This is a genomic window from Catenulispora sp. GP43 (assembly GCF_041260665.1).
In the GTDB taxonomy this organism is placed as follows: Bacteria; Actinomycetota; Actinomycetes; order Streptomycetales; family Catenulisporaceae; genus Catenulispora.
The window spans coordinates 224,156-241,988 of sequence record NZ_JBGCCT010000013.1; the positions used below are offsets into that span (position 1 = coordinate 224,156).

At 70.4% G+C, this 17,833-nt stretch carries 15 protein-coding genes and 1 pseudogene; 6 read left to right on the top strand and 10 right to left on the bottom strand.

The annotated features are described in order from the left end of the window. Positions 1-22: 22 nt before the first annotated feature. The 5 genes and pseudogenes from ABH926_RS26360 to ABH926_RS26380 all read right to left on the bottom strand — a co-directional run. On the bottom strand, positions 23-1,999 hold the full coding sequence (locus ABH926_RS26360) for a hypothetical protein (RefSeq protein ID WP_370368450.1): 1,977 nt from the start codon (positions 1,997-1,999) through the stop codon (positions 23-25). Positions 2,000-2,096: 97 nt separating this feature from the next. Beyond that, complete coding sequence (locus ABH926_RS26365; RefSeq protein WP_370368451.1) at positions 2,097-4,175, bottom strand: cell wall-binding repeat-containing protein; 2,079 nt, start codon at positions 4,173-4,175, stop codon at positions 2,097-2,099. Between the two features lie 253 nt (positions 4,176-4,428). Next, positions 4,429-6,384: a M3 family metallopeptidase gene (locus ABH926_RS26370; RefSeq protein ID WP_370368452.1), complete on the bottom strand. Its 1,956-nt coding sequence runs from the start codon at positions 6,382-6,384 to the stop codon at positions 4,429-4,431. Positions 6,385-6,394: 10 nt separating this feature from the next. After that, on the bottom strand, positions 6,395-6,763 hold the full coding sequence (locus ABH926_RS26375; protein ID WP_370368453.1) for a hypothetical protein: 369 nt from the start codon (positions 6,761-6,763) through the stop codon (positions 6,395-6,397). A gap of 100 nt (positions 6,764-6,863) precedes the next feature. Next, positions 6,864-7,010: pseudogene (locus ABH926_RS26380) on the bottom strand (transcriptional regulator); the annotation flags it as partial. A gap of 76 nt (positions 7,011-7,086) precedes the next feature. Between ABH926_RS26380 and ABH926_RS26385 the strand changes: the two are divergent. Both ABH926_RS26385 and ABH926_RS26390 read left to right on the top strand, forming a co-directional pair. Then, a complete protein-coding gene (locus ABH926_RS26385; RefSeq protein ID WP_370368454.1) occupies positions 7,087-7,446 on the top strand; it encodes a hypothetical protein in 360 nt (119 codons plus the stop codon). A gap of 97 nt (positions 7,447-7,543) precedes the next feature. Next, positions 7,544-8,155: an AAA family ATPase gene (locus ABH926_RS26390; RefSeq protein WP_370368455.1), complete on the top strand. Its 612-nt coding sequence runs from the start codon at positions 7,544-7,546 to the stop codon at positions 8,153-8,155. Positions 8,156-8,227: 72 nt separating this feature from the next. Here the strand turns inward: ABH926_RS26390 and ABH926_RS26395 are convergent, their stop codons facing one another. Both ABH926_RS26395 and ABH926_RS26400 read right to left on the bottom strand, forming a co-directional pair. Beyond that, positions 8,228-9,181, bottom strand: a complete 954-nt coding sequence (locus ABH926_RS26395; protein ID WP_370368456.1) for a hypothetical protein — start codon at positions 9,179-9,181, stop codon at positions 8,228-8,230. Then, the gene (locus ABH926_RS26400) at positions 9,142-9,654 is read right to left on the bottom strand and encodes a class I SAM-dependent methyltransferase (protein ID WP_370368458.1); all 513 of its coding nucleotides are present in this window, start codon (positions 9,652-9,654) and stop codon (positions 9,142-9,144) included. The genes ABH926_RS26395 and ABH926_RS26400 overlap by 40 nt, the downstream gene beginning before the upstream one ends. Before the next feature lie 476 nt (positions 9,655-10,130). Between ABH926_RS26400 and ABH926_RS26405 the strand changes: the two genes are divergently transcribed. Further along, positions 10,131-11,153, top strand: a complete 1,023-nt coding sequence (locus tag ABH926_RS26405; protein WP_370368459.1) for a hypothetical protein — start codon at positions 10,131-10,133, stop codon at positions 11,151-11,153. A gap of 265 nt (positions 11,154-11,418) precedes the next feature. On the opposite strand, the gene ABH926_RS26410 is transcribed toward ABH926_RS26405, so the two are convergent. Further along, complete coding sequence (locus ABH926_RS26410) at positions 11,419-13,164, bottom strand: ricin-type beta-trefoil lectin domain protein (protein WP_370368460.1); 1,746 nt, start codon at positions 13,162-13,164, stop codon at positions 11,419-11,421. A 203-nt stretch (positions 13,165-13,367) separates the two neighbouring features. Between ABH926_RS26410 and ABH926_RS26415 the strand changes: the two genes are divergently transcribed. The 3 genes from ABH926_RS26415 (at position 13,368) to ABH926_RS26425 (ending at position 15,847) form a co-directional block, all read left to right on the top strand. After that, on the top strand, positions 13,368-14,693 hold the full coding sequence (locus tag ABH926_RS26415; RefSeq protein ID WP_370368461.1) for a hypothetical protein: 1,326 nt from the start codon (positions 13,368-13,370) through the stop codon (positions 14,691-14,693). 151 nt (positions 14,694-14,844) lie between these two features. Next, positions 14,845-15,297: a carboxymuconolactone decarboxylase family protein gene (locus tag ABH926_RS26420; protein ID WP_370368462.1), complete on the top strand. Its 453-nt coding sequence runs from the start codon at positions 14,845-14,847 to the stop codon at positions 15,295-15,297. Between the two features lie 139 nt (positions 15,298-15,436). Next, positions 15,437-15,847: a VOC family protein gene (locus tag ABH926_RS26425; protein ID WP_370368463.1), complete on the top strand. Its 411-nt coding sequence runs from the start codon at positions 15,437-15,439 to the stop codon at positions 15,845-15,847. 19 nt (positions 15,848-15,866) lie between these two features. Here the strand turns inward: ABH926_RS26425 and ABH926_RS26430 are convergent, their stop codons facing one another. Together ABH926_RS26430 and trpS are read right to left on the bottom strand one after the other, a co-directional pair. Next, entirely contained in the window at positions 15,867-16,439 is a 573-nt protein-coding gene (locus ABH926_RS26430) for a permease (RefSeq protein ID WP_370368464.1), read from the bottom strand. Positions 16,440-16,565: 126 nt separating this feature from the next. Then, positions 16,566-17,726, bottom strand: a complete 1,161-nt coding sequence (trpS, locus tag ABH926_RS26435) for a tryptophan--tRNA ligase (RefSeq protein ID WP_370368465.1) — start codon at positions 17,724-17,726, stop codon at positions 16,566-16,568. Between the last annotated feature and the right edge of the window lie 107 nt (positions 17,727-17,833).

Consider the following 17,833-nt stretch of genomic DNA (forward strand, 5'->3'; position numbering starts at 1 on the left):
CCTGGGGGTGGTTGTCTTGAAGTCAGATCGCGGCACGAGCCAGGCGCACCGCCTCGTCGTCCTCGGCGATGCCGCGCCAGCCGCCGCTGTAGATCAGGCGCTCGCTGCTTGCGACCATGTCCTCCAGCAGCGGCCGGAACTGCGCTGCGTCCGCGCCGAGCGCCGGCAGGTAGCGCAGGACCTGCCGGGAGATCGGCAGCTGGCGGCCGTGGCGCAGCGGATCGAGTGCGGTGTCGAAGACGCGCAGGCACAGCGTCGGGTCGCCGGTGATGCGCCAGTGCGCGTGGGCGGCCTCGATGCCGGTCCAGGTCGGCCAGTACTGCGGCTTGGCATCGAGCATGGTCGCGAAGCCCTCGGCCAGCTGCGCCCCGTCGGGGCCGAGGGCGGCGGCTCGGCGGAACGTAAGCGCCGGGCCGGACAGGCCCCGTTCGACACTGAGCGCGGCAAGCAGCGGGACTGGATCGCCGGTGACGCGCAGATAGGCCCAGGCTGCGGCTTCGGCGCCCGGCAGCGGTGAGGTTCCGACGCGGTGGAGGTCTTCCGCAGCCTCGGTGGCGTGTGGTCCCAGTACGCCGAGGACGTTGCACGCCAGCTCGGGGTGCGGCGAGTCCAGCAGGGCCCTCAGCTCCGGCAGCGCGGCCGCCGCGGCGGGGCCGAAGCCGGCGAGGGTCTCGGTGAGATGGTGCAGGCCGGGGGTGGTGGTTTCGTGGGCGAGTCGGCGGCGCATGGCCGGCAGCAGGGCTTCGGCGTGCTGCCGCATCGGGGCCAGGACGTCGAGCAGGCCCGGCAGGTCGGTGACCATGAACGGTACGACCTCGGCCCCGTAGTGCATGCTGCTCGCGGCGAACCGCCGCAGTGTGCCATCGGCCTCGGTGGCTTCGATGGCTTCGATGCCCGCGGCCAGGTCGGGGATCGCGCGGGCATCGCCGAGGACGGCCAGGGCCCACACGGCCCGGGTGGCGACCGCGTCGTCAGGGTCGTGCAGTGCGGCGGCGAGCAGGTCTGCGTACGGCTGCGCGCACCGCCCGGCGGCGGCGAGAAGGTGAGCGGCACCGAGGCGTACCTCGGCCAGGGGATGGCCCAGCAGTGCCGCGACGTCCGCAAGCAGCTCCGCCGTTGCGACACGCGAGCGCAGCATCACACCGCCGACCTGCATGAACACCGGCGCGCCGCTGGTGCGGATCTCGTCATGGTTCAACGCCCACGTGGCGAACCGCTGCTGGAAATCGCGGTCGTCGACACGGTGGGAAACCCAAGTGGCCAGTTCACCGACAGTGGCGGCCCTGGCGAAATAGTCCTTCGCCACCAACGCCGGATCGGCGAGGGCCTCGAGGAGGTCGGCGGCGTCGGCGCGCGCCGGGGTCAGCTGGTGGCGCGCGATCAGCCCGGCCAGGCGTGCGCGGCGATCGGTGCGGGTCGCCTCGTCCGCCCACGCGGCGACAGCGGCGCGGGCATCGGGCGGCAGCTGGGCCGACAGTTCCCCGAGCGAAAGCAGCAGCACGACGCGGACGCGGTGATCGGACTCGATCGGGAAGCGGCGACGTAGCGCATCGGTGATCTGGTCGGTGCCGCTGTCGTAGGCGGCGATGATGTCGGCTGCGGCTTCCCGGATGCCGGGCTTGGCGTCGTCGAGCAGGTCGATGAAGCGGACGAGGGCGTCCTGCATGGTCGCGCGCAGCACTTGAGCGTGCGGCTGCGAGCGCCACGGCTCGCGGATGTCGAGCAGCAACGCGGCGAAGCGGCTCAGCATGTCCAGGATCGAGGGCCGATGTGCGATGGCTGGTTCGCAGGCCAGGTCGATGAGGATCGGTGCCGCTGCGGCGGCTGCCGGGTAGACGCAGCCGCCCTGGTGGTACAGCGACATGTCGAGTTTGTTGACCGCGTTGGCGTCTCCGGCCAGTGCCGCGTGCAGGTGTCCGGCGGTGTCGGTCGCCGGGCCGTAGGCGTGCTTGAGGTTGGGCCAGTCGACGGCGTCCACCGCGGCGGTGATGTGTTCCACGGGCGGTGAGAGTACGGGGCTGAGCTGGGCTGTCGCAATCGGATTGCGCGGCGGGCCGGGGCGGTGCGCCGCCCCGGCCCGCCGCGGGCGAACGTGCTCAGCGAGCGCCGGTCACCGGAGGCGTCGACCGGTTCGTGAACGTGTAGAAGCCGTCCCGGCCGAGACCGCTTTCGGCGGTGTTCACCGCCACCCCGGTGGCCACCGCGTTCTCTCCGCCGAACACCGTGATCCCGCTCAGGTGCGCAGCCAGAGCCCGCAGATAGTCCAGCTGCGGCTGCGGCAGGTACGGCGACGTTTTCGTCGTCAGCAGCAGCGGCCCGTGCAGCCGGCCGATCAGCGCCCCGCCGGCCAGTGCGTCCGGCCAGGCGTCGCCGGTGGCCAGACCGACATAGGGCACGGGGCCGTGCGCCGTGAACAGGGCGCTGCGCGCCACCGCCGCTGCCGTGCTGTACCGGTCCGGGCCCTTCAGCGGCGTGGTCAGCCCAGCCCACTGCGGGAACGCCGATGCCAGCGCCTGCACCCCCTGGCCGCCGACACCGTAGACGGCGGTGGAGCGCGGGTTGGTCCCGGCCAGGAACTTCTTGCCCGAGGCCGGCAGCGTGCCGTCGTCGGAGAGCAGCACGACACCTCCGGCGGGATCCTGCGCCGCCGCGGCGCCCGCGGCGAGCGCGTCCGGGAAGTTCCGGCCGGTGGCCACCATGACGGTGTGCGGGTGCGGGCTGATCGCGGCGGCCACGGCCGCGGAGGTCTGGAAGCGGTCATCGCCCTTGAGTCGGACCGGGGTCAGGCCCAGTCCACGGATCTGCTGCTCGATGACCGGGCTCAGCGCGCTGGTACCGCCCAGGACGTACACGTCCGACCCGGGCGCGAGGATGCGGCGCAGTTCGGCGCCGACCCGCGGGTCGAGCCCGCCGGTGGCGGTCAGCAGCAGCGGGCCGTTCTTCTGCGCGGCCAGGGCGCTGCCGCCGAGGGCGTCGGCGAACTGGTCGCTGCGGCTGAGCACCGCCGCCTTCGCCTGCGTGCCCCCGGCGCCGGTGTTGGCGTAAGACCACTGCGACACCGCGATCGACGTCGTGACCCGGTCGGAGCCGCCGATACGGTCCAGGGCACGCGGCGGGGTCAGTGGGCCGTTGTGCCAGTCGCCCAGAGCCACACCGTTGGGGTCGGAGACCACCGCTGTGGCCTTGCCGCCGGGTGTGGCCGAGCGGGTGTACAGGGTTTTGTTCGCGACGTAGGCGACAGAGGTGCCGTCCGGAGACCAGCAGAACATGGTCTGGTCCACGTTCTCCGTCGCCGGGTCGGTGAGCGGCGTACGGGATCCGCTGCTGGCGTTGACCTCCACGAGTGAGAAACCGCTGATCGGTGCCGGAGAGAAGTCCGATACGAGCAGCGTGGCGCCGTCGGGGGAGAACAAGGCGTGCAGGCCGGTGGTGAGCTGCCGGAAGGACGAGGCCCCGGGGGCGAGGATGAAGATGTTGTGTGACTGGTAGTCGGAGAAGGCGAACGCGCCGGTCGGCGACACGGAATCCAGCTGGTACGTGGCCGGGATGGAGACGTTGAGGGCCACCGGCGTGGCCACCGTCCCGGCGGCGTCGACCGCGACGATCGAGGCGCCGGACTGGAAGTACACGGACTTGCTGTCCGCGCTCCACACCGGCTTGCCCGCCACGTTGGCCTTCAGGACACGGGCCTTGCCCGAGGCGTCGCCCAGCACGCAGTCGCCGCCGGCAAGCACCGTCGCGTTCGTGCCGTCGGCATCGGCGAGCTCGGCGCAGTCGTTCCAGTGGTTGGGGAACACCACGCGGGAGCCGTCGGGAGAGTACGCGAAATGGCCGATGAACGGTCCGACGCCCTGGTCCGTCAGCCCGCTCTGGTTCGGCGCACCGGCACCGATGCCGTCATAGGCCCTGGGATCCCCGGCCGGCACCACGGCCTGGCCGGACCCGTCGGGATTCACCGTCTTCCAGATGTCAGGGCCGTTCGGCCCGTTCGGCTGGACGGTGTACGCGATCGGGCCGTTGGACCGGGCGCCGGGAGCCCAGGCCTGAGCCGGGGCAGCCGACGCGTGGGCCGCCGTCGGCACGGCGACCAGCCCGGACGACAGCGCGGTCAGCGCCAGCCCGGTCAGGCCGGCGGCACCGCGGCGCGAGTTCGAGTTCTGGGATGCGGACGTCACGCGCGCGAGCATAGAACAGGTGGTCGACGCGCTGAGCCGGATCGGCGAAATCTGCTACCGCTACTGCCCGGGTGGCCACGGCGTGCCGCAGCCCGCGGCCGATCCCGGCCGCCGGAAAAGTGCCGGCACGCATTATGTGAAATCATCGCGTGACATCGCCGAACCGGGATGGATGTGCGTCACGCCCAGTATCCCCAATTCGATGACCGTGCCGACGTCCGCCTTCTGCTTGATCCCCTCCGACGGCCTCCCGCTACAGGCCGATGTCGTGCAGGAAGGCATCGTGGGACGGCTCGCGGCCGAGGAAGTCGCGCACCATCGTCTGCCCGTCGACAGTGCCGCCGCGTTCCAGGACGGTGCGCCGGTAGTGGGCGCCGATGGCGGGGTCGAGCGGGCCGGCTTCTTGGAAGCGGGTGTACATGTCGTCGCCCAGCACCTTGGCCCACAGGTAGCTGTAGTAGGCGGCGTCGTACCCGAACAGGTGCGTGATGCCGGATTGCAGGTGGGTGCCCTCGACGTAGGCATCGCCGTGCTGGGTGTACACCTGCGCGTAGGTGGCGGTGCTGTCACCGGCGTATTGGGCCGAGTGGTAGGCCGCGTCGAGCGTTGCGAAGGCCAGCTGCTGCATGGTCAGCACCCCTGATGCGGCGGTTTTGGCGGCGGCCAGTGCGGCCAGCAGGTGCTTCGGCATCGGCTCACCGGTTCGGTGGTGGCGGGCGAAACCGGCCACGACGTCCGGTTCCCAGCACCAGTGCTCGAGCATCTGCGAGGGCGCCTCCACGAAGTCGATCTCCGTTTCGGCGCCGGAGTAGCGAAGGTGCTCGGCCCGGGTGAGAACCTCGTGGAGCACGTGGCCGAATTCGTGGAAGAGCGTGACGAGTTCGCAGTGGCGCAGAAGCGAGGGCGTGTCGGCGCTCGGGCGGGTCAGGTTGGTGAGCATCACCGCGACAGGCTGCTGCCAGGAACCGTCCGCGAGGCGTCGTCCCGCGCGTAGGGCGAGCGCCATCGCGTGCTTGTACTTGTCCGGCCTCGGGAACAGATCGAGGTGGAAGCGGGCGAACGGCGCGCCGCCTGTGGCTTCGCCGACGTCGAAGGTACGCACGTCCGGGTGCCAGACGGAGGCGTCGGACACTTCCTCGAACCGGATGCCCAGTATGGTTCCGGTCGTCGTGAACAGTCCTTCCAGGCAGGCTTCCAGCGGGAGGTGCTGTGCGACCTCGGCGTCGTCGAAGGCGTAGCGGCTCTGCTTGAGCTGGCTGATGGCGTGGGGCTGCTCCCACTGGGTCATCTCCCGCGAACCGCCGGCCGCCTCGTTGGCGTCGGCCATCTCGGCCAGGTCGGCGGCGACCTTCGGCGCGACGCGGCGGCGTAGGTCGTCCAAGAAGGTGGTGACCGCCTCAGGTGTCTTGGCCATCCGCGTCTGAAGGACGTAGCCGGCCCAGCAGGAGTGGCCGAGCATGTCGGCGATCTCGCGGCGTATCACGAGGGCGCGTTCAAGCCGGGCGACGTTCTGCGCGCCGCCCTTGCGCAGGTTCTTCTTCAGCAGCTCCCGGCGTCGCGTGGCCGAGTGGGCCTGGCACATGAAGGGCCAGAACTCGGGGTTGTCCAGCCAGACCCGGTAGCCGTCCCCGACGCGCTCGAGGCCTTCGATGTAGGCCTGCGGCAGACCCGCCAGCTCGTCCCGGTCCACGACGATGCCGTCGCGCCAGCCCGCCAGGGTCGCCGCGAAGGCGGAGGCGAGCTCGACCAGCTCGTCGAAAAGCACCCGCAACTTCTCGCGCTGTGCAGCCGGCAAGCCGATCCCGGTGCGCTGGTAGTCACGCCGCAGGTCACGCAGCAGCCGGGCATCCACGGCCGTCAGCGCCGCGGCCTGCGCACTGTTCGCGTACTCGTGCACCGCCCGGAACACCCGCTCGTCGAGACCGATGCCGACGGCGTGCTTGTCGAGTCGCTCAGCCCACAGTTGAGAGGCCTGCCGCAACCCCTTGTCAGGGGACACCTCCGCGAGCAATCCCCAAGCGGCGCGCGCCTCCTTCACCGCTGCCCGAGCCTCCTCCAGCGCTAGCACGGTGTTCTCGAAGGTGCGCTGCTGGTTCGGGATGGCCACGAGCTCGGCGATGCGAGCGTCGCACTCCTCAAGCGCCGCGGTACAGGCCTGAGCCAGATCATCGGCCGTGATGCTCGCATAGTCAGGAAGAGCGCGGGTCATGCGCGGCACCCTAGCCGGGCCGTGGGCAGCCGGCACCTTGATTTATCACACGCCGGTGTTCGGCCGGAATCGCTCGCCTACGGCCCATTCGACATGCCGGGCCTGCGCCTTCGTGCATGGCTTCCGTGATCTCGCTGGTCGCGATGGCTTCACGCGGAGGGTACGTAGCGGCGTCAGATACCGCGAAGAGAACAGTGAACCCTGCCACGACATAGCAGACGCCCTGGACGGTGATGACCGGGATGATGCCGACGGCCTGGCCCAAGTAGCCGGCCGCGAAGGTTGCGGCCAGTTGGCAGACCCCTTCCACACTGGCGAGCGCGCCGAAGATGCGACCGCGATAGTCATCGGTGCTGTGCTGCTGGAAGAGGGTGAACACGCCGGCGAGGGTCGCGCGCCGGGCAGTCCGGCAAGAACCATGCCTACAGCGGCGGGCCACAGGGCGGTGTAGGCGAGAGGGCAGAGGACCGGTCCGACGACGGGTGGTGGAAGGTCTTGGCGAGCGTCGGCGGGGCCTGCACGTCGTGGCGTTCCCAGAGCCGGGCGAAGTCGGGGCTGGCGTCGCGCAGTTCTTCGACCAGGCCGGTCACCGTGGGATCGGCCTGGTGGCGGGCGAGGGCGGCGCGGGCGCCTGAAGGGGGATGGGCGCCATGCAAACCGCAGGCAAAGCCACCGTCGGTGGCGATCGACATCATGGAGTCCATGACCAACCCCCACCTGTCCCCGGGCAGCAGCTGGCGGCTGCATCACGACGGGCAGGAGATCGCGCGGCTGACCGTCACCGACACGGAGATGTTCTGGGTCCACGCGGACATCGAGACGCTGCCCGGCTTCGAGCTGTTCCACCCGCTCTTCGTCGAGCAGGAACGCGCCTTCGAGGCCGAAGACTGGGAGCTGGCCGATGCCTGCTACGAGCAGATCCGCGACGGACTAACCATGACGTTCCCCGACGGCAGCCCGGTCGCCGAGTTCATGCTCAACGTCCACGGTGACGGTACCGCTGGCTGGCGGTGGCACGACGAGCCCTTCGACACCGCGAGCGATCTCGGAGCAGACCGGTGAACCCGATAGCGTCCTCACGTGGATGCCGGTGGCGGGCGGCCGCTCGTGCACATTCCTCACGCGGGACTGTTGACCGCAGAATGGAAATGGAAGATCGATGACTGAGGCTCCGTTGTGCGTCGTCCTCACCGGCCCGTCCGCGGCCGGCAAGTCGACCCTCGCAGAAGCCATCCAAGAGCACTGGGAGGAGCCGCTGCTGCGGTTCGGGGTCGACGAGCTCTATCGAATGGTGCCGGGGCAGTGGGCCGGAGGTGTGAAGAACGCCCGGCACGCCGCCCGAGGGTTCACCTATCAGAACGTGGAGCACATGCCGGGGGCGCGGCGGATCGACAACGGGCCCGATGCCCTGGCCATGCTTTACGCGATGAACGCGGCGATCGTGGCGATGCTCGTCTCGGGCGTCGGGGTGGTGGTGGACGGACAGGCCTTCGAGCCGGCCGTGAACCATGACCTGCAGGCCCGACTGCGCCGGATGCGCGACGAGAGGACGGCGCGGGTTGCCGTCGTCGAGCTCGCGGTGGCCGACGAGCAGCTCGCCGACCGGCACCGCCGCCACGCCCACCCGACCGGCCTGTCGCTGCACCAGAACACCCTCCCCAAACAGGCCGAGGACCCCGACCTGGTCGTCGAGACCACGGACCTGACCGCCTCCGAGGTGGCTGACGTAGTCTGCGAGTGGCTCGACAAGGAGTACGCCGGACCTCGATGACGGCGCCGGCTGGGGTGATGCCATCCGCCTGGGCCGGCTCGGCGCAAACGTCGCGGTCAGCAAACGTCGCGGTCAACTATTCGTGCGACGCGCCGGAGCCGCCAAATCAGTCGCGCGATCGAGGCCGTCTTCGATACGTCGCAGTGCCTCCGACAGGACGTCCCTGCCGTGCGGCGGCGTCATGAACTGCCCCGGAGGTGCCATATCGCCGAACGAGGCGAAGTAGGCCGCGGGTTCTCGGGCCGCCTTTCGGAGGACGGGCGCGGCAGCGTCATCGCCGGCCAGGCCGAGCGCTATGGCGGCGCTGATTCGTACGCCGACGTGCTGGTGATCGAGCCACGCCGACGGCTTGCCACCGAGGTCGCCCAGGGCAATGAGGAGGGTGGACAGCTCGTGGGGATCCGACTCGGCGGACGCGGTGCGTTCGATCGTCGCCTGGAGCGCGGATCGCTGGTCGGCCAGGCCCGGGTGCCTGGCCATGGCGGTGATCGTGGCGGCGATCCAGGCCCGCCGCCGGATGCGCCCGTCGTGCATCCAGGGCAGCACCGCAGGCAACAGCCGCGGGATGAGGTCGAAACACTCCAGGCGCGATCGGGCGTTGACGAGATCGGCGAGTCCTGATCCGTCGTCGCGCAGCCTGCCTTGCCCGTGATGGTCGGCTTCGGCGTACGCGCTGATCCAGGAAGCGATCTCCGCGGCGTGTGAGGTGACGGCTGCGCCGACGGCTCCGGCATCGTCGCCGCGATCACATTGGTGCGCGATCCTGTCGATGAACAGCAACGGAAGGTAGGCGTCGTCACCGTCGATATCAGGACCGTCCAGGAAGTCCAGGAGGGTCAAGGTGATCGGCGCGGTCGCCGGCCACAGTCCGTAGGCGAAGCCCGCCATGCGTAGATAGTTGTCGGCATCGAGCTTTCGCCGCAGGTTGGCGCCACGCCAATCCGTGATGTATGAGGGAATGTTCGTCGCGGCGCCGAACGCGTGGATCAGCTTCGCCCAGTCGACGTCAGTGCCTGCCCCGGCCATGAGCGTGATCGTAGCTGTAGCCGCGCCCCCAGATCCGGTGGCCACCCGGTGGTGACGGCAGTCAGCGGGCGAACAGCCTCGACCGTGAACCCGGCCTCCGTCAGCCAGTCGGTCACCTGGGAGGGCTGGCGGCGGTGGACATACACGTTCATCGGGTGACCGCCGTAGCCTTGCGTCTGCTTCAGGACCGGGCCGACCCCGTGGTCGGGAACGTGGATCAGCGAGTACCAGACGAGCAGGCTGGCCATCGAGGCATCGGCCAGGTCCAGGCCCGTCATAGAGCCGGCCTCGAACCGCAGACCGGGGAAGTCGCGCCGTGCGACCTCGACCATCGCAGGGGACAGATCGATCCCGAACGCGTCCACCCCGATTCCGCGCAGGAACGCCGTGATCCGTCCCGACCCGCATCCCACATCGGCGACAGGGCCGCTGGCGGCGTGCACCAGGTCGGCGAACAGCGGCTGTCGCCCCACACTCCCTACTCCGCATAACGTGCATTATGCGGAGCCTGTTTCCTTGCATAAAATTACAGAGTTGCGTTGCATTGCATGTCTCGCAGGGTAATGAAATTGTGCTGTGCGGAACGTCGCGGAGTGGCGGTGGCTCGGCGGGGTGCGGGGTCCGCCAGGATGGTGCTGTGAGCGATGAGCTGAGTGCCGGGGCGCGGCCGTTATGCAAGTTCGAGCGGTTGGGGCGGTGTTCGCGGCCTGTGAAGGAGACGCTGCCTGGGAGTCGGGGGCGGCGGCATGAGTACTGCGATGACCCCTCGCACAATGCCGTGACGTTCAACCGGGCGCGCAAGGCTGCTGCCAGGGCTGAGGCTGCTGCGGCTGTCGGGAATGCGCCTGGCGGTGCGGGGGTCGGGGTGGCCGGGGTTGGTGCTGGTGGCGGCGGGTTCGGCGGGGTCGGTATCGGTGTGGGTGTGGGGGGCGTCATGGGTGGCGGGGGGATGCCGGTGACGGCGGCGCGCGCCGGGTTCGAGGCGTCCGGGGTGTCGGTGGCGGCGACGTTGCGGCAGTTGGGGGCGCAGGTCGATCTGTGGTTGGAGCGGGCTGAGGCGATCACCGATCCGGAGAACGTCGAGCGGCAGGTGCGCTCGGTGGAGCTGGATGCCGCGGCGCGGGTGACCGCTGCTGAGCAGGTGGCCGCTGCTGAGGCGGCGCGGCGGGCCGAGGCCGAGGTGGCTGGGCAGGCGGCGAATGCGCGGGCTGAGCAGGCCGGGGCCGATGCCGAGGTGGCCAGGGAGGCGCTGGAGGCGGCGGTCGTCGTACACGCCGAGCAGGAGCAGGCGCTGCGGCAGGAGGCTCTTGAGGAGCTCGCGCAGGTGCGGGAGCAGGGTGAGGCCGCGCTGACGGCGATGCGGGAGCAGGCCCGGCGGGAGATCGAGGCGGCCAGGAGGGACGCCGCCGAGGCCGCGGAGCTGGCGGACCGGACCCGGGCTGAGGCGGCGTTGCAGCTTCAGGCGGCGCGGGAGCAGGCCGAGCTGGTCCGTCAGGCCGCTGACGCGCAGATCGCGGCGGCTGAGGGCAAGGCCGCTGCGGCTGCTGTCGAGGCGCAGGCGGTGGCGCAGCGGGCGGCGGCGGAGTTGGAGTCGCTGCGGGCGTCGCTGACCGCGCAGGTGGACAGTGCGAAGGCTGATGCCGAGGTCGCGCATGCTGCCCGGGCCGTTGAGGGCGAGCGTGCTGAGCGGGAGGCGGCGGCCAGGCAGGCTGAGGCGGAGCGGGCGGCGCGCGCCGAGGCCGCTGCGGAGGCTGCTGCGGTGCAGGTGCAGCAGGTGACGGCGCGGTGGCAGCAGGATGTGGCGGCGTTGGCGGCCGAGCGGGAGGCGCGGCGGGAGGCCGAGTTGATGGCCGCGTCGTTGCGCGGGGAGTTGGCGGCGGCTGCGAGGGAGCGGGATGCGGCGGTGGTGCGGGTGCCGGGTGGGCGGCGGCAGGAGCAGGGGACGGATGCTGTGGGAAGCGGCGCCGAGTAAGAGACGGGGAGAGCAAGTAGGCGGCGAGAGCAAGTAGGCGGCGAGAGCAAGTAGGCGGCGAGAGCAAGTAGGCGGCGAGAGCAAGTAGGCGGCGAGAGCAAGTAGGCGGCGAGTGGTAACGCGGAGGCGGAGTAGACCGGCAAAGCATTGCGGCAGGACTGCACCGGTAGCGATGGAATTGGAGTAGAGCAGCAAAAGACGATGATGGCGCGGCAGGGAGGCGAGTCCCCCGCCGCGCCGTTGTGTGTCAGCTGTCAGTTACGTCTCAGCTCGGCAGGGCCCAAGCCTGATTCGCCTGATGGCTGCCACACGTCCAGGTGTCCAGCTTCGTGCCGTCGGCGCTGCCGCCGCCGTAGACGTCCAGGCACAGCCCGGAGGCCTTGTTCGTGACGGTCCCGTCAGCCTGCGCCGTCCACTGCTGCGCCGTACTCCCGGTGCAGGTGGAGATCACCGCGGCGCTGCCGGCGGCGGTGCCGTTCGCGGTGAGGCACTTGCCGAGGGTGCGCACGGTGCCGTCGGCCGGGCGAGTCCAGGCCTGGTTGGCGTTGCCGGTGCAGGTGTACAGGATCGTCGCGGTGCCGTCGGTGGTGTTGCTGCCGGTGAGGTCCATGCACTTGGCGCCGTTGCCGACGATCTCGCCGGTGGGTACCGCCGCGGCGCAGCTCGCCGAGGGGGTGAGGCGCCAGATGGCGGTGCCGTGGGCGGGGATGGTCGCGGTCAGGGTGCCGGCGGTGGCGGTGGTGCCGGTCCACAGGTTCTTCGCGGTGGCGGTGCAGTTCGCAAGGCCCACCGAGGCCAGGGTGGTGGACACCGTCTCGGAGGCTGAGCCGCGGTTCAGGACGGCCACGGCCCGGTCGCCGCCTGCCAGGGGTTTGGCCAGGACGTCGGTGGTGCCGTTGGTGGACACCACGCCGGCCTGGTGGCCCGCGCTGTCCTGGTCCAGGGCGATGAGGTCGGTGTTGCCCAGGGCGGCCAGGCCGTCGGCGGACAGGTTCGCCACGTCCGAGGACAGGATCATCGGGGCGCTCATCATCGCCCACAGGGCGACCTGGGAGCGGGACTCATCGCCGCTCAGGCCGGGGTCGCCGGCGATGAGGAAGTCGGGGTCGTTCCAGTTGCCGGGGTGGGCGTAGCGGGAGATCCAGCGGTTGTAGCCGTAGTTGGACATGACCGAGGACCAGCGCGAGGCGGTGGGGTTGGAGCTGTCGTAGGTGGCGATGTCGTAGCCTTCGCGCCACAGCTGGCCCAGGCCGCCGACCCAGCCCAGGACGTCGAACCAGGTGGGGTTGCCCCACTCGCCGCTTTGGAAGTACGCCGGGGCGGACTCCGAGAACGTGATGGGGCGGCCGGCGTTCGCCAGGGCGGTGGACTCGGCGGTGTAGGCGGTGCGGTAGGCCTGCTCAGTGCTCTGGCCGGACGGCACGTAGACGTTGCAGCCGTCGAGCTTCAGGTAGTCCACGCCCCAGGAGGCGAACGTGGCGGCGTCGGCGGCGAAGTGGTCGGCGCCGCCGCCGGCGGGCTGGCCGCTGCCGGGGTAGCCGCCGCAGGTGGACGAGCCGGCGTCCTCGTAGATGCCGAAGTTCAGGCCTTTGCTGTGCAGGTAGCTGCCGAGCCAGGCCATGCCGTGCGGGAACTTGGTGGCGTCGGCGACGAGGTTGCCGTTCGCGTCGCGGGAGGAGGCCATCCAGCAGTCGTCGACGGTGACGGTCTTGTAGCCCTTGGCGGCCAGGCCGCTGCTGACCAGGGCGTTGGCGTTGGCGACGACCACGGACTCGTCGACCGAGCACTGGTAGTGGGCCCAGTCGTTCCAGCCCATCGGGGGCGTGGCGGCCAGAGTCGCCGCGGCGGTGCTGGTTGTAGTGGCGGCGGTGGTGGCGGTGGCGGGGTGGGATGTTGAGGGCGGTGCCGGTGGCGCTGCGTGAGCGGTGCTGGTTGTCAGCGGTAGAGCGGCAAGTACGCAGGCCAGGGCGGCGGCTGCGAGCCGGCCGGGGCCGGGGCGGGGAGATGACATGGTGCCTCCTTGCTGAATCCTGAAAGATCTGCGGGGCGCACGCCGTGCATCAGCACACTGCGGATGCTCGGAAGTGTCAAGGTTCCGCGTCATACGTGCAGATCCGGTCATCGGCATCCAGCTGTTGATTCTGGGTCGTGGCCCGGAGCACGCGGCACTAGGGTTGGGCACCGTCGGATCGGACGAGCAGGGGAGGGGAGCACGTGTCGTCGACGTCGGCGGTCGGGGTGCTGGCGCAGGGATTACGGGACCTTCGGGACTTCGCGGAGGGACCGGAGGACGAGGAGCTGCGGGAACGCACCGGGCTCACAGCGGGGCAGATCGACGCGGCGCTCGGCGGCGAACGGCTGCCGACGCGCGAGGTGACGCTGGCGCTGGTCGAGGCCTGGGAGGGGGACGTCGAGGCCTGGCGGGAGTACTGGGGGCAGATCGCGGAGCTCGCCGAGGAGGATGAGAGCCGGGGCGGGGAGCGGAATGCGGGTGAGGGAGCGCCGGCGCCTGCGCCGCCGGAGCCTTCGATCATCACACCGATTCCGGAGGTGGAACCGGACGAGGCGGAGTCGGTGCAGCTGGAGCCGGCTGACACGGACCAGGCTGACGAAGAGCATGCGGGTACCGCAGCCGAGCAGGACGCTGAGGTAGAGGTGCGCGCCGGGGTAGCCGATGAGGTTGGGGCAGAGCCGGCGGGAGCGAAGACAGCTGCTGGGGTGTCGGAGCCGGCCGAGGTCGCGCACGCGTCTGCGGCGGCAAAGGCGGCGGTAGAGGTAGAAGCAGAGACCCGCAGCCAAGCTGAAGCGGAGCTGCCGGCGCGCGCCGAGAGCGCGAGCGTGGCCGTCTCCCCTGAGCCTGCGAAGAAGCGTTCTCTGGCGCGGGTTGGTATCCCGGTCTTGTTGTTCGCGGTGGGCGTGGGGGTGGGCGCGTTCGGCGATCATGCGTTGAACTCGAAGCAGTCCTCGAGTACCACCGCCGCGTCCGTGCCGCCGGTCGCGTCGTCCGCGCGGCCGTCGCACACCGCGGCGTTGTCGCCGTCCAGTTCGGGTGCCTCGTCGCCGGCGAGCAGCGCGGGGTCTGCTCCGTCGCCGACTGACAGCTCCGGCACCAGTTCGGGGTCCGGGTCGCCTTCCTCCTCCTCGACGGTCGCGCAGGGCACTGTGCTGGGTGCGTATGTCGGGATCCAGTTGGCGTCCGGCTATAGCGTCAACTTCCTCAGCGATCCGTACCACCCCTCTGCTGGTACCTCGAATGGTCCGGACACCATGGGGTTCTTCGCGGGCAGTTTCGTCGATGGGCGTTTCTATGCCGACCGGGTCGCGATCCTGGATCCGACCGACACCGGGTCGTTCTCGTCGTGTCTGAACGACACCCGGTACCAGCACGATGTGCTGCTGTCGCAGATAGCGACGGGCAGCAGTTTCTGTATCACCACTGGGACGGGGCATCTGGTGTTGGTGACGGTGCGGCGGTTGCCGTCCAGTACCGATGCCAATCCCTATGCGGTGCTGGATGTGACGGTCTGGCAGGGCAGCTAGAGCTGCGTGAACGTCGATACGGCGCCGGATGTGACCCAGGTCACATCCGGCGCTGTCACATTCTCCGGCGCCCGGGAGTCAGAGAGGCGTAGGACCAACGGGTCCAATCTTCGTGAAGCAATGCCTTTCGACTGATACAGGGAGTACTGAAGTGGAAGCTCGTATCCAGAACCCGGCGATGATCCTCGACGCCACCGGCGCGATCCAGCAGCTGTACAAGGCCGTGAACAACGGCGGGGTGGAGCCGGCGGTCCTGGAGCTGGTGCATCTGCGGGCCAGCCAGATCAACGGGTGTGCGCCGTGTGTGTACTCCGGGATGGGCAACATGCGCCGGATGAAGGAGTCCGAGGAGCGGATCGGGCTGGTGGCGGTGTGGCATGACGCGCCGTTCTTCACCGAGGAGGAGAAGGCGGCGCTGGCGTTGGCCGAGGCGGCGACGCGGCTGGCGGACAATCCCGAGGGCGTCAGTGACGCGGTGTGGGAGCAGGCGGCGCAGTTCTTCGACGAGAAGCAGCTGGCGGCGATCGTGATGATGGTGGCGCTGACGAACCTGTTCAACCGGCTCAACCACGTCACGCGGCAGGTCGCCGGCGCGGGTTGGTAGGTGCGGGCCCGTAGCGGCGTCTCGTGCGGGGCGCCTTGTGGCGGTCGGTGCGGTAGCGTGCGGCGTCGGATCAAAGCACTGACAGCGCCGTGCGGCATCGACCGCACCGGCGTCGCCTTCAGGAGTTCGGGAGGGCCGCATGGCCGAGTTGTCCGGCTGGTCGCACGTGTCGTTCTCGGTCCGGGACCGGGACGCCAGCGTCAGCTTCTACACCGACGTGCTGGGGTTCAAGACCCTGGCCGTCACCGACCGGGACGCCTGGCTGCAGACGATCATGCTGCATCCGACGGGCATGTGCGTGGCGTTCCAGCAGCACAACGGTAACGGCGGCGGGGCGTTCGACTTCGCCACGACCGGGCTGGACCACTTCGGGTTCGGGGTGGGGTCGGCCGCCGAGCTGCAGGAGTGGATCGGCCGGTTCGAGGAGTTGGGGGTGGCGCACTCCCCGGTGCGGGACACCGACCTCGGGCAGTTCGTGAGTTTCGAGGACCCTGACGGGATCCAGCTGGAGCTGTTCTACAGCCCGTACACCGCCGCCGCGGCCGGCTGATCGCGGCCGGTGCCCGGTCTCAGGCCGCCGCCGGGGCCTTCGGCTGTCTCGGCTGCCTGGGCCGGCGCCGGTAGACGACCACCAGGGCGATGAACACCACGATCGCGATCAGCGCGCCGATGGCGGTGGCGCCGCGGAACATCGGCGCCTGCACGTCCATGGTGCGCTGGCCGGCGTGGGCGCCTCCGCCGCCGCCGATCGCGACGCCGAGCGTCATCAGGTTCGGGGCGGCCAGGATCACGGCCAGGGCCAGCCACATGACCCTGGTCTTCCAGCGCATCGGCCGGTGCATGGTCAGCCACAGCAGGCCCAGCGGCAGGATCGTGAACACGATGCCGAAGCAGATCCCCAGCAGCGCCCCGGTGGACAGCTGGCCGTTGATGGCGCCGCCCATGCGGTGGGCCCACCAGCGCGGGATCCACGCCGAGGCCGCCAGGTAGACCAGCACCAGGGCGATCAGGACGAGCACGATCGTGATCACGCGGCGTACCAGGTCGCGGCTGCCGGCGTCCGGCGCTTGGGCGGCTGGTGCGGCTGGGACGGTCGCGGTCGTGCCGGGTTCGGTGGCTTCGGGTGCGTGCCGGAACCTCACGGACCTGATGCTGGCATCGGGTGTGCTGGGACGCCTGCCGGATGGGCCGGTCGTGGGGGCCCGGGCTGTGTTCCTGCGCGGGGGCGCGCGCCGCCACCATGCGGGAACACGCGTTCGATCAAGGGTTCAGTAGGCCATGCCCATCGCCTCCTGCACCTTCGCCAGGGTCGCCTCGGCCTCCGCGGTGGCGCGTTCGGCGCCGCGCCGCAGGATCGCCGACAGGTAGCCGCGCTCGGCGGCCAGCTCCGCGCGGCGGGCCCGGATCGGGCGCAGGTGCTCGTTCACCGCCTCGGTGGCGGCGCGTTTGAGGGCCGAGGCGCCGCCGGAGCCGATCTGTCCGGCCAGGTCCGCCGGGTCCTCGCCGCGGCACAGCGCGGTGATCAGCAGCAGGTTCGACACCTCGGGGCGGTGTTCGGGGTCGAAGGTGATGTGCCGGTCGGTGTCGGTTTTGAAGCCTTTGATGATGCCGGCGGTCTGGTCGGCGGTGGCTTGCAGCGGGATGGTGTTGCCGTGGCTTTTGCTCATCTTGGCCCCGTCGGCGCCCAGGACCGAGGGGGCGTCGGAGATCAGGGCCCTGGGTTCGGTGAACACCGGCGCGTAGCGGGTGTTGAAGCGGCGCGCGACGGTGCGGGTCACCTCCAGGTGCGGCAGCTGGTCGCGGCCGACCGGGACCAGGTCCGAGCGGCAGAACAGGATGTCGGCGGCCTGGTGCACCGGGTAGGTGAGCATCAGCGCCGACAGCGCGGGGCGGCCGGAGGCGGCGGCTTCGGCCTTGGTGGTGGGGTTGCGCTCCAGCTCCGGGACGGAGATCAGGGACATCAGCGGCAGCAGCAGCTGGTTCAGGGCCGGGACGGCAGAGTGCGCGAACACGGTGCTGCGGGCCGGGTCGATCCCGACGGCCAGGTAGTCGGCGACCAGGCCCAGGGCGAAGTCGGCGATGCTCGCCGAGGCGTCGCGGTCGGTGATCACCTGGTAGTCGGCGACCAGCACGAACAGGTCCGCGCCGGCGTCCTGCAGCCGGACCCGGTTGCGCAGCGAGCCCAGGTAGTGGCCCAGGTGCAGGGCCCCGGTGGGGCGGTCGCCGGTGAGGACCCGCATCTGGCGGGCGTCGCCGACCAACTGCGCGGCCAGCTCGGCCTCGGTCAGGTGAGCGGCGCTCTCCGGTGTTCCCGCAGCTCCCGGCGCACCGGGTGCGCCGGGTGTGAGGTGCGCGCCGGCGGCGGTACCAGAGGGAAAAACACGCGGCTGGTCGTCGGCATTGGTGGGTACGTCAACAGTGATGCTCATCGTCGTTCTCCTCGCGGGAATCCCAGCTGGTCGGGGGACTGGCGCCGCCGGCGTCCGGACCGCCGGGGCTCCCGCGAGGGGGCCGAGAACAACGAAGGCCGTCCGGA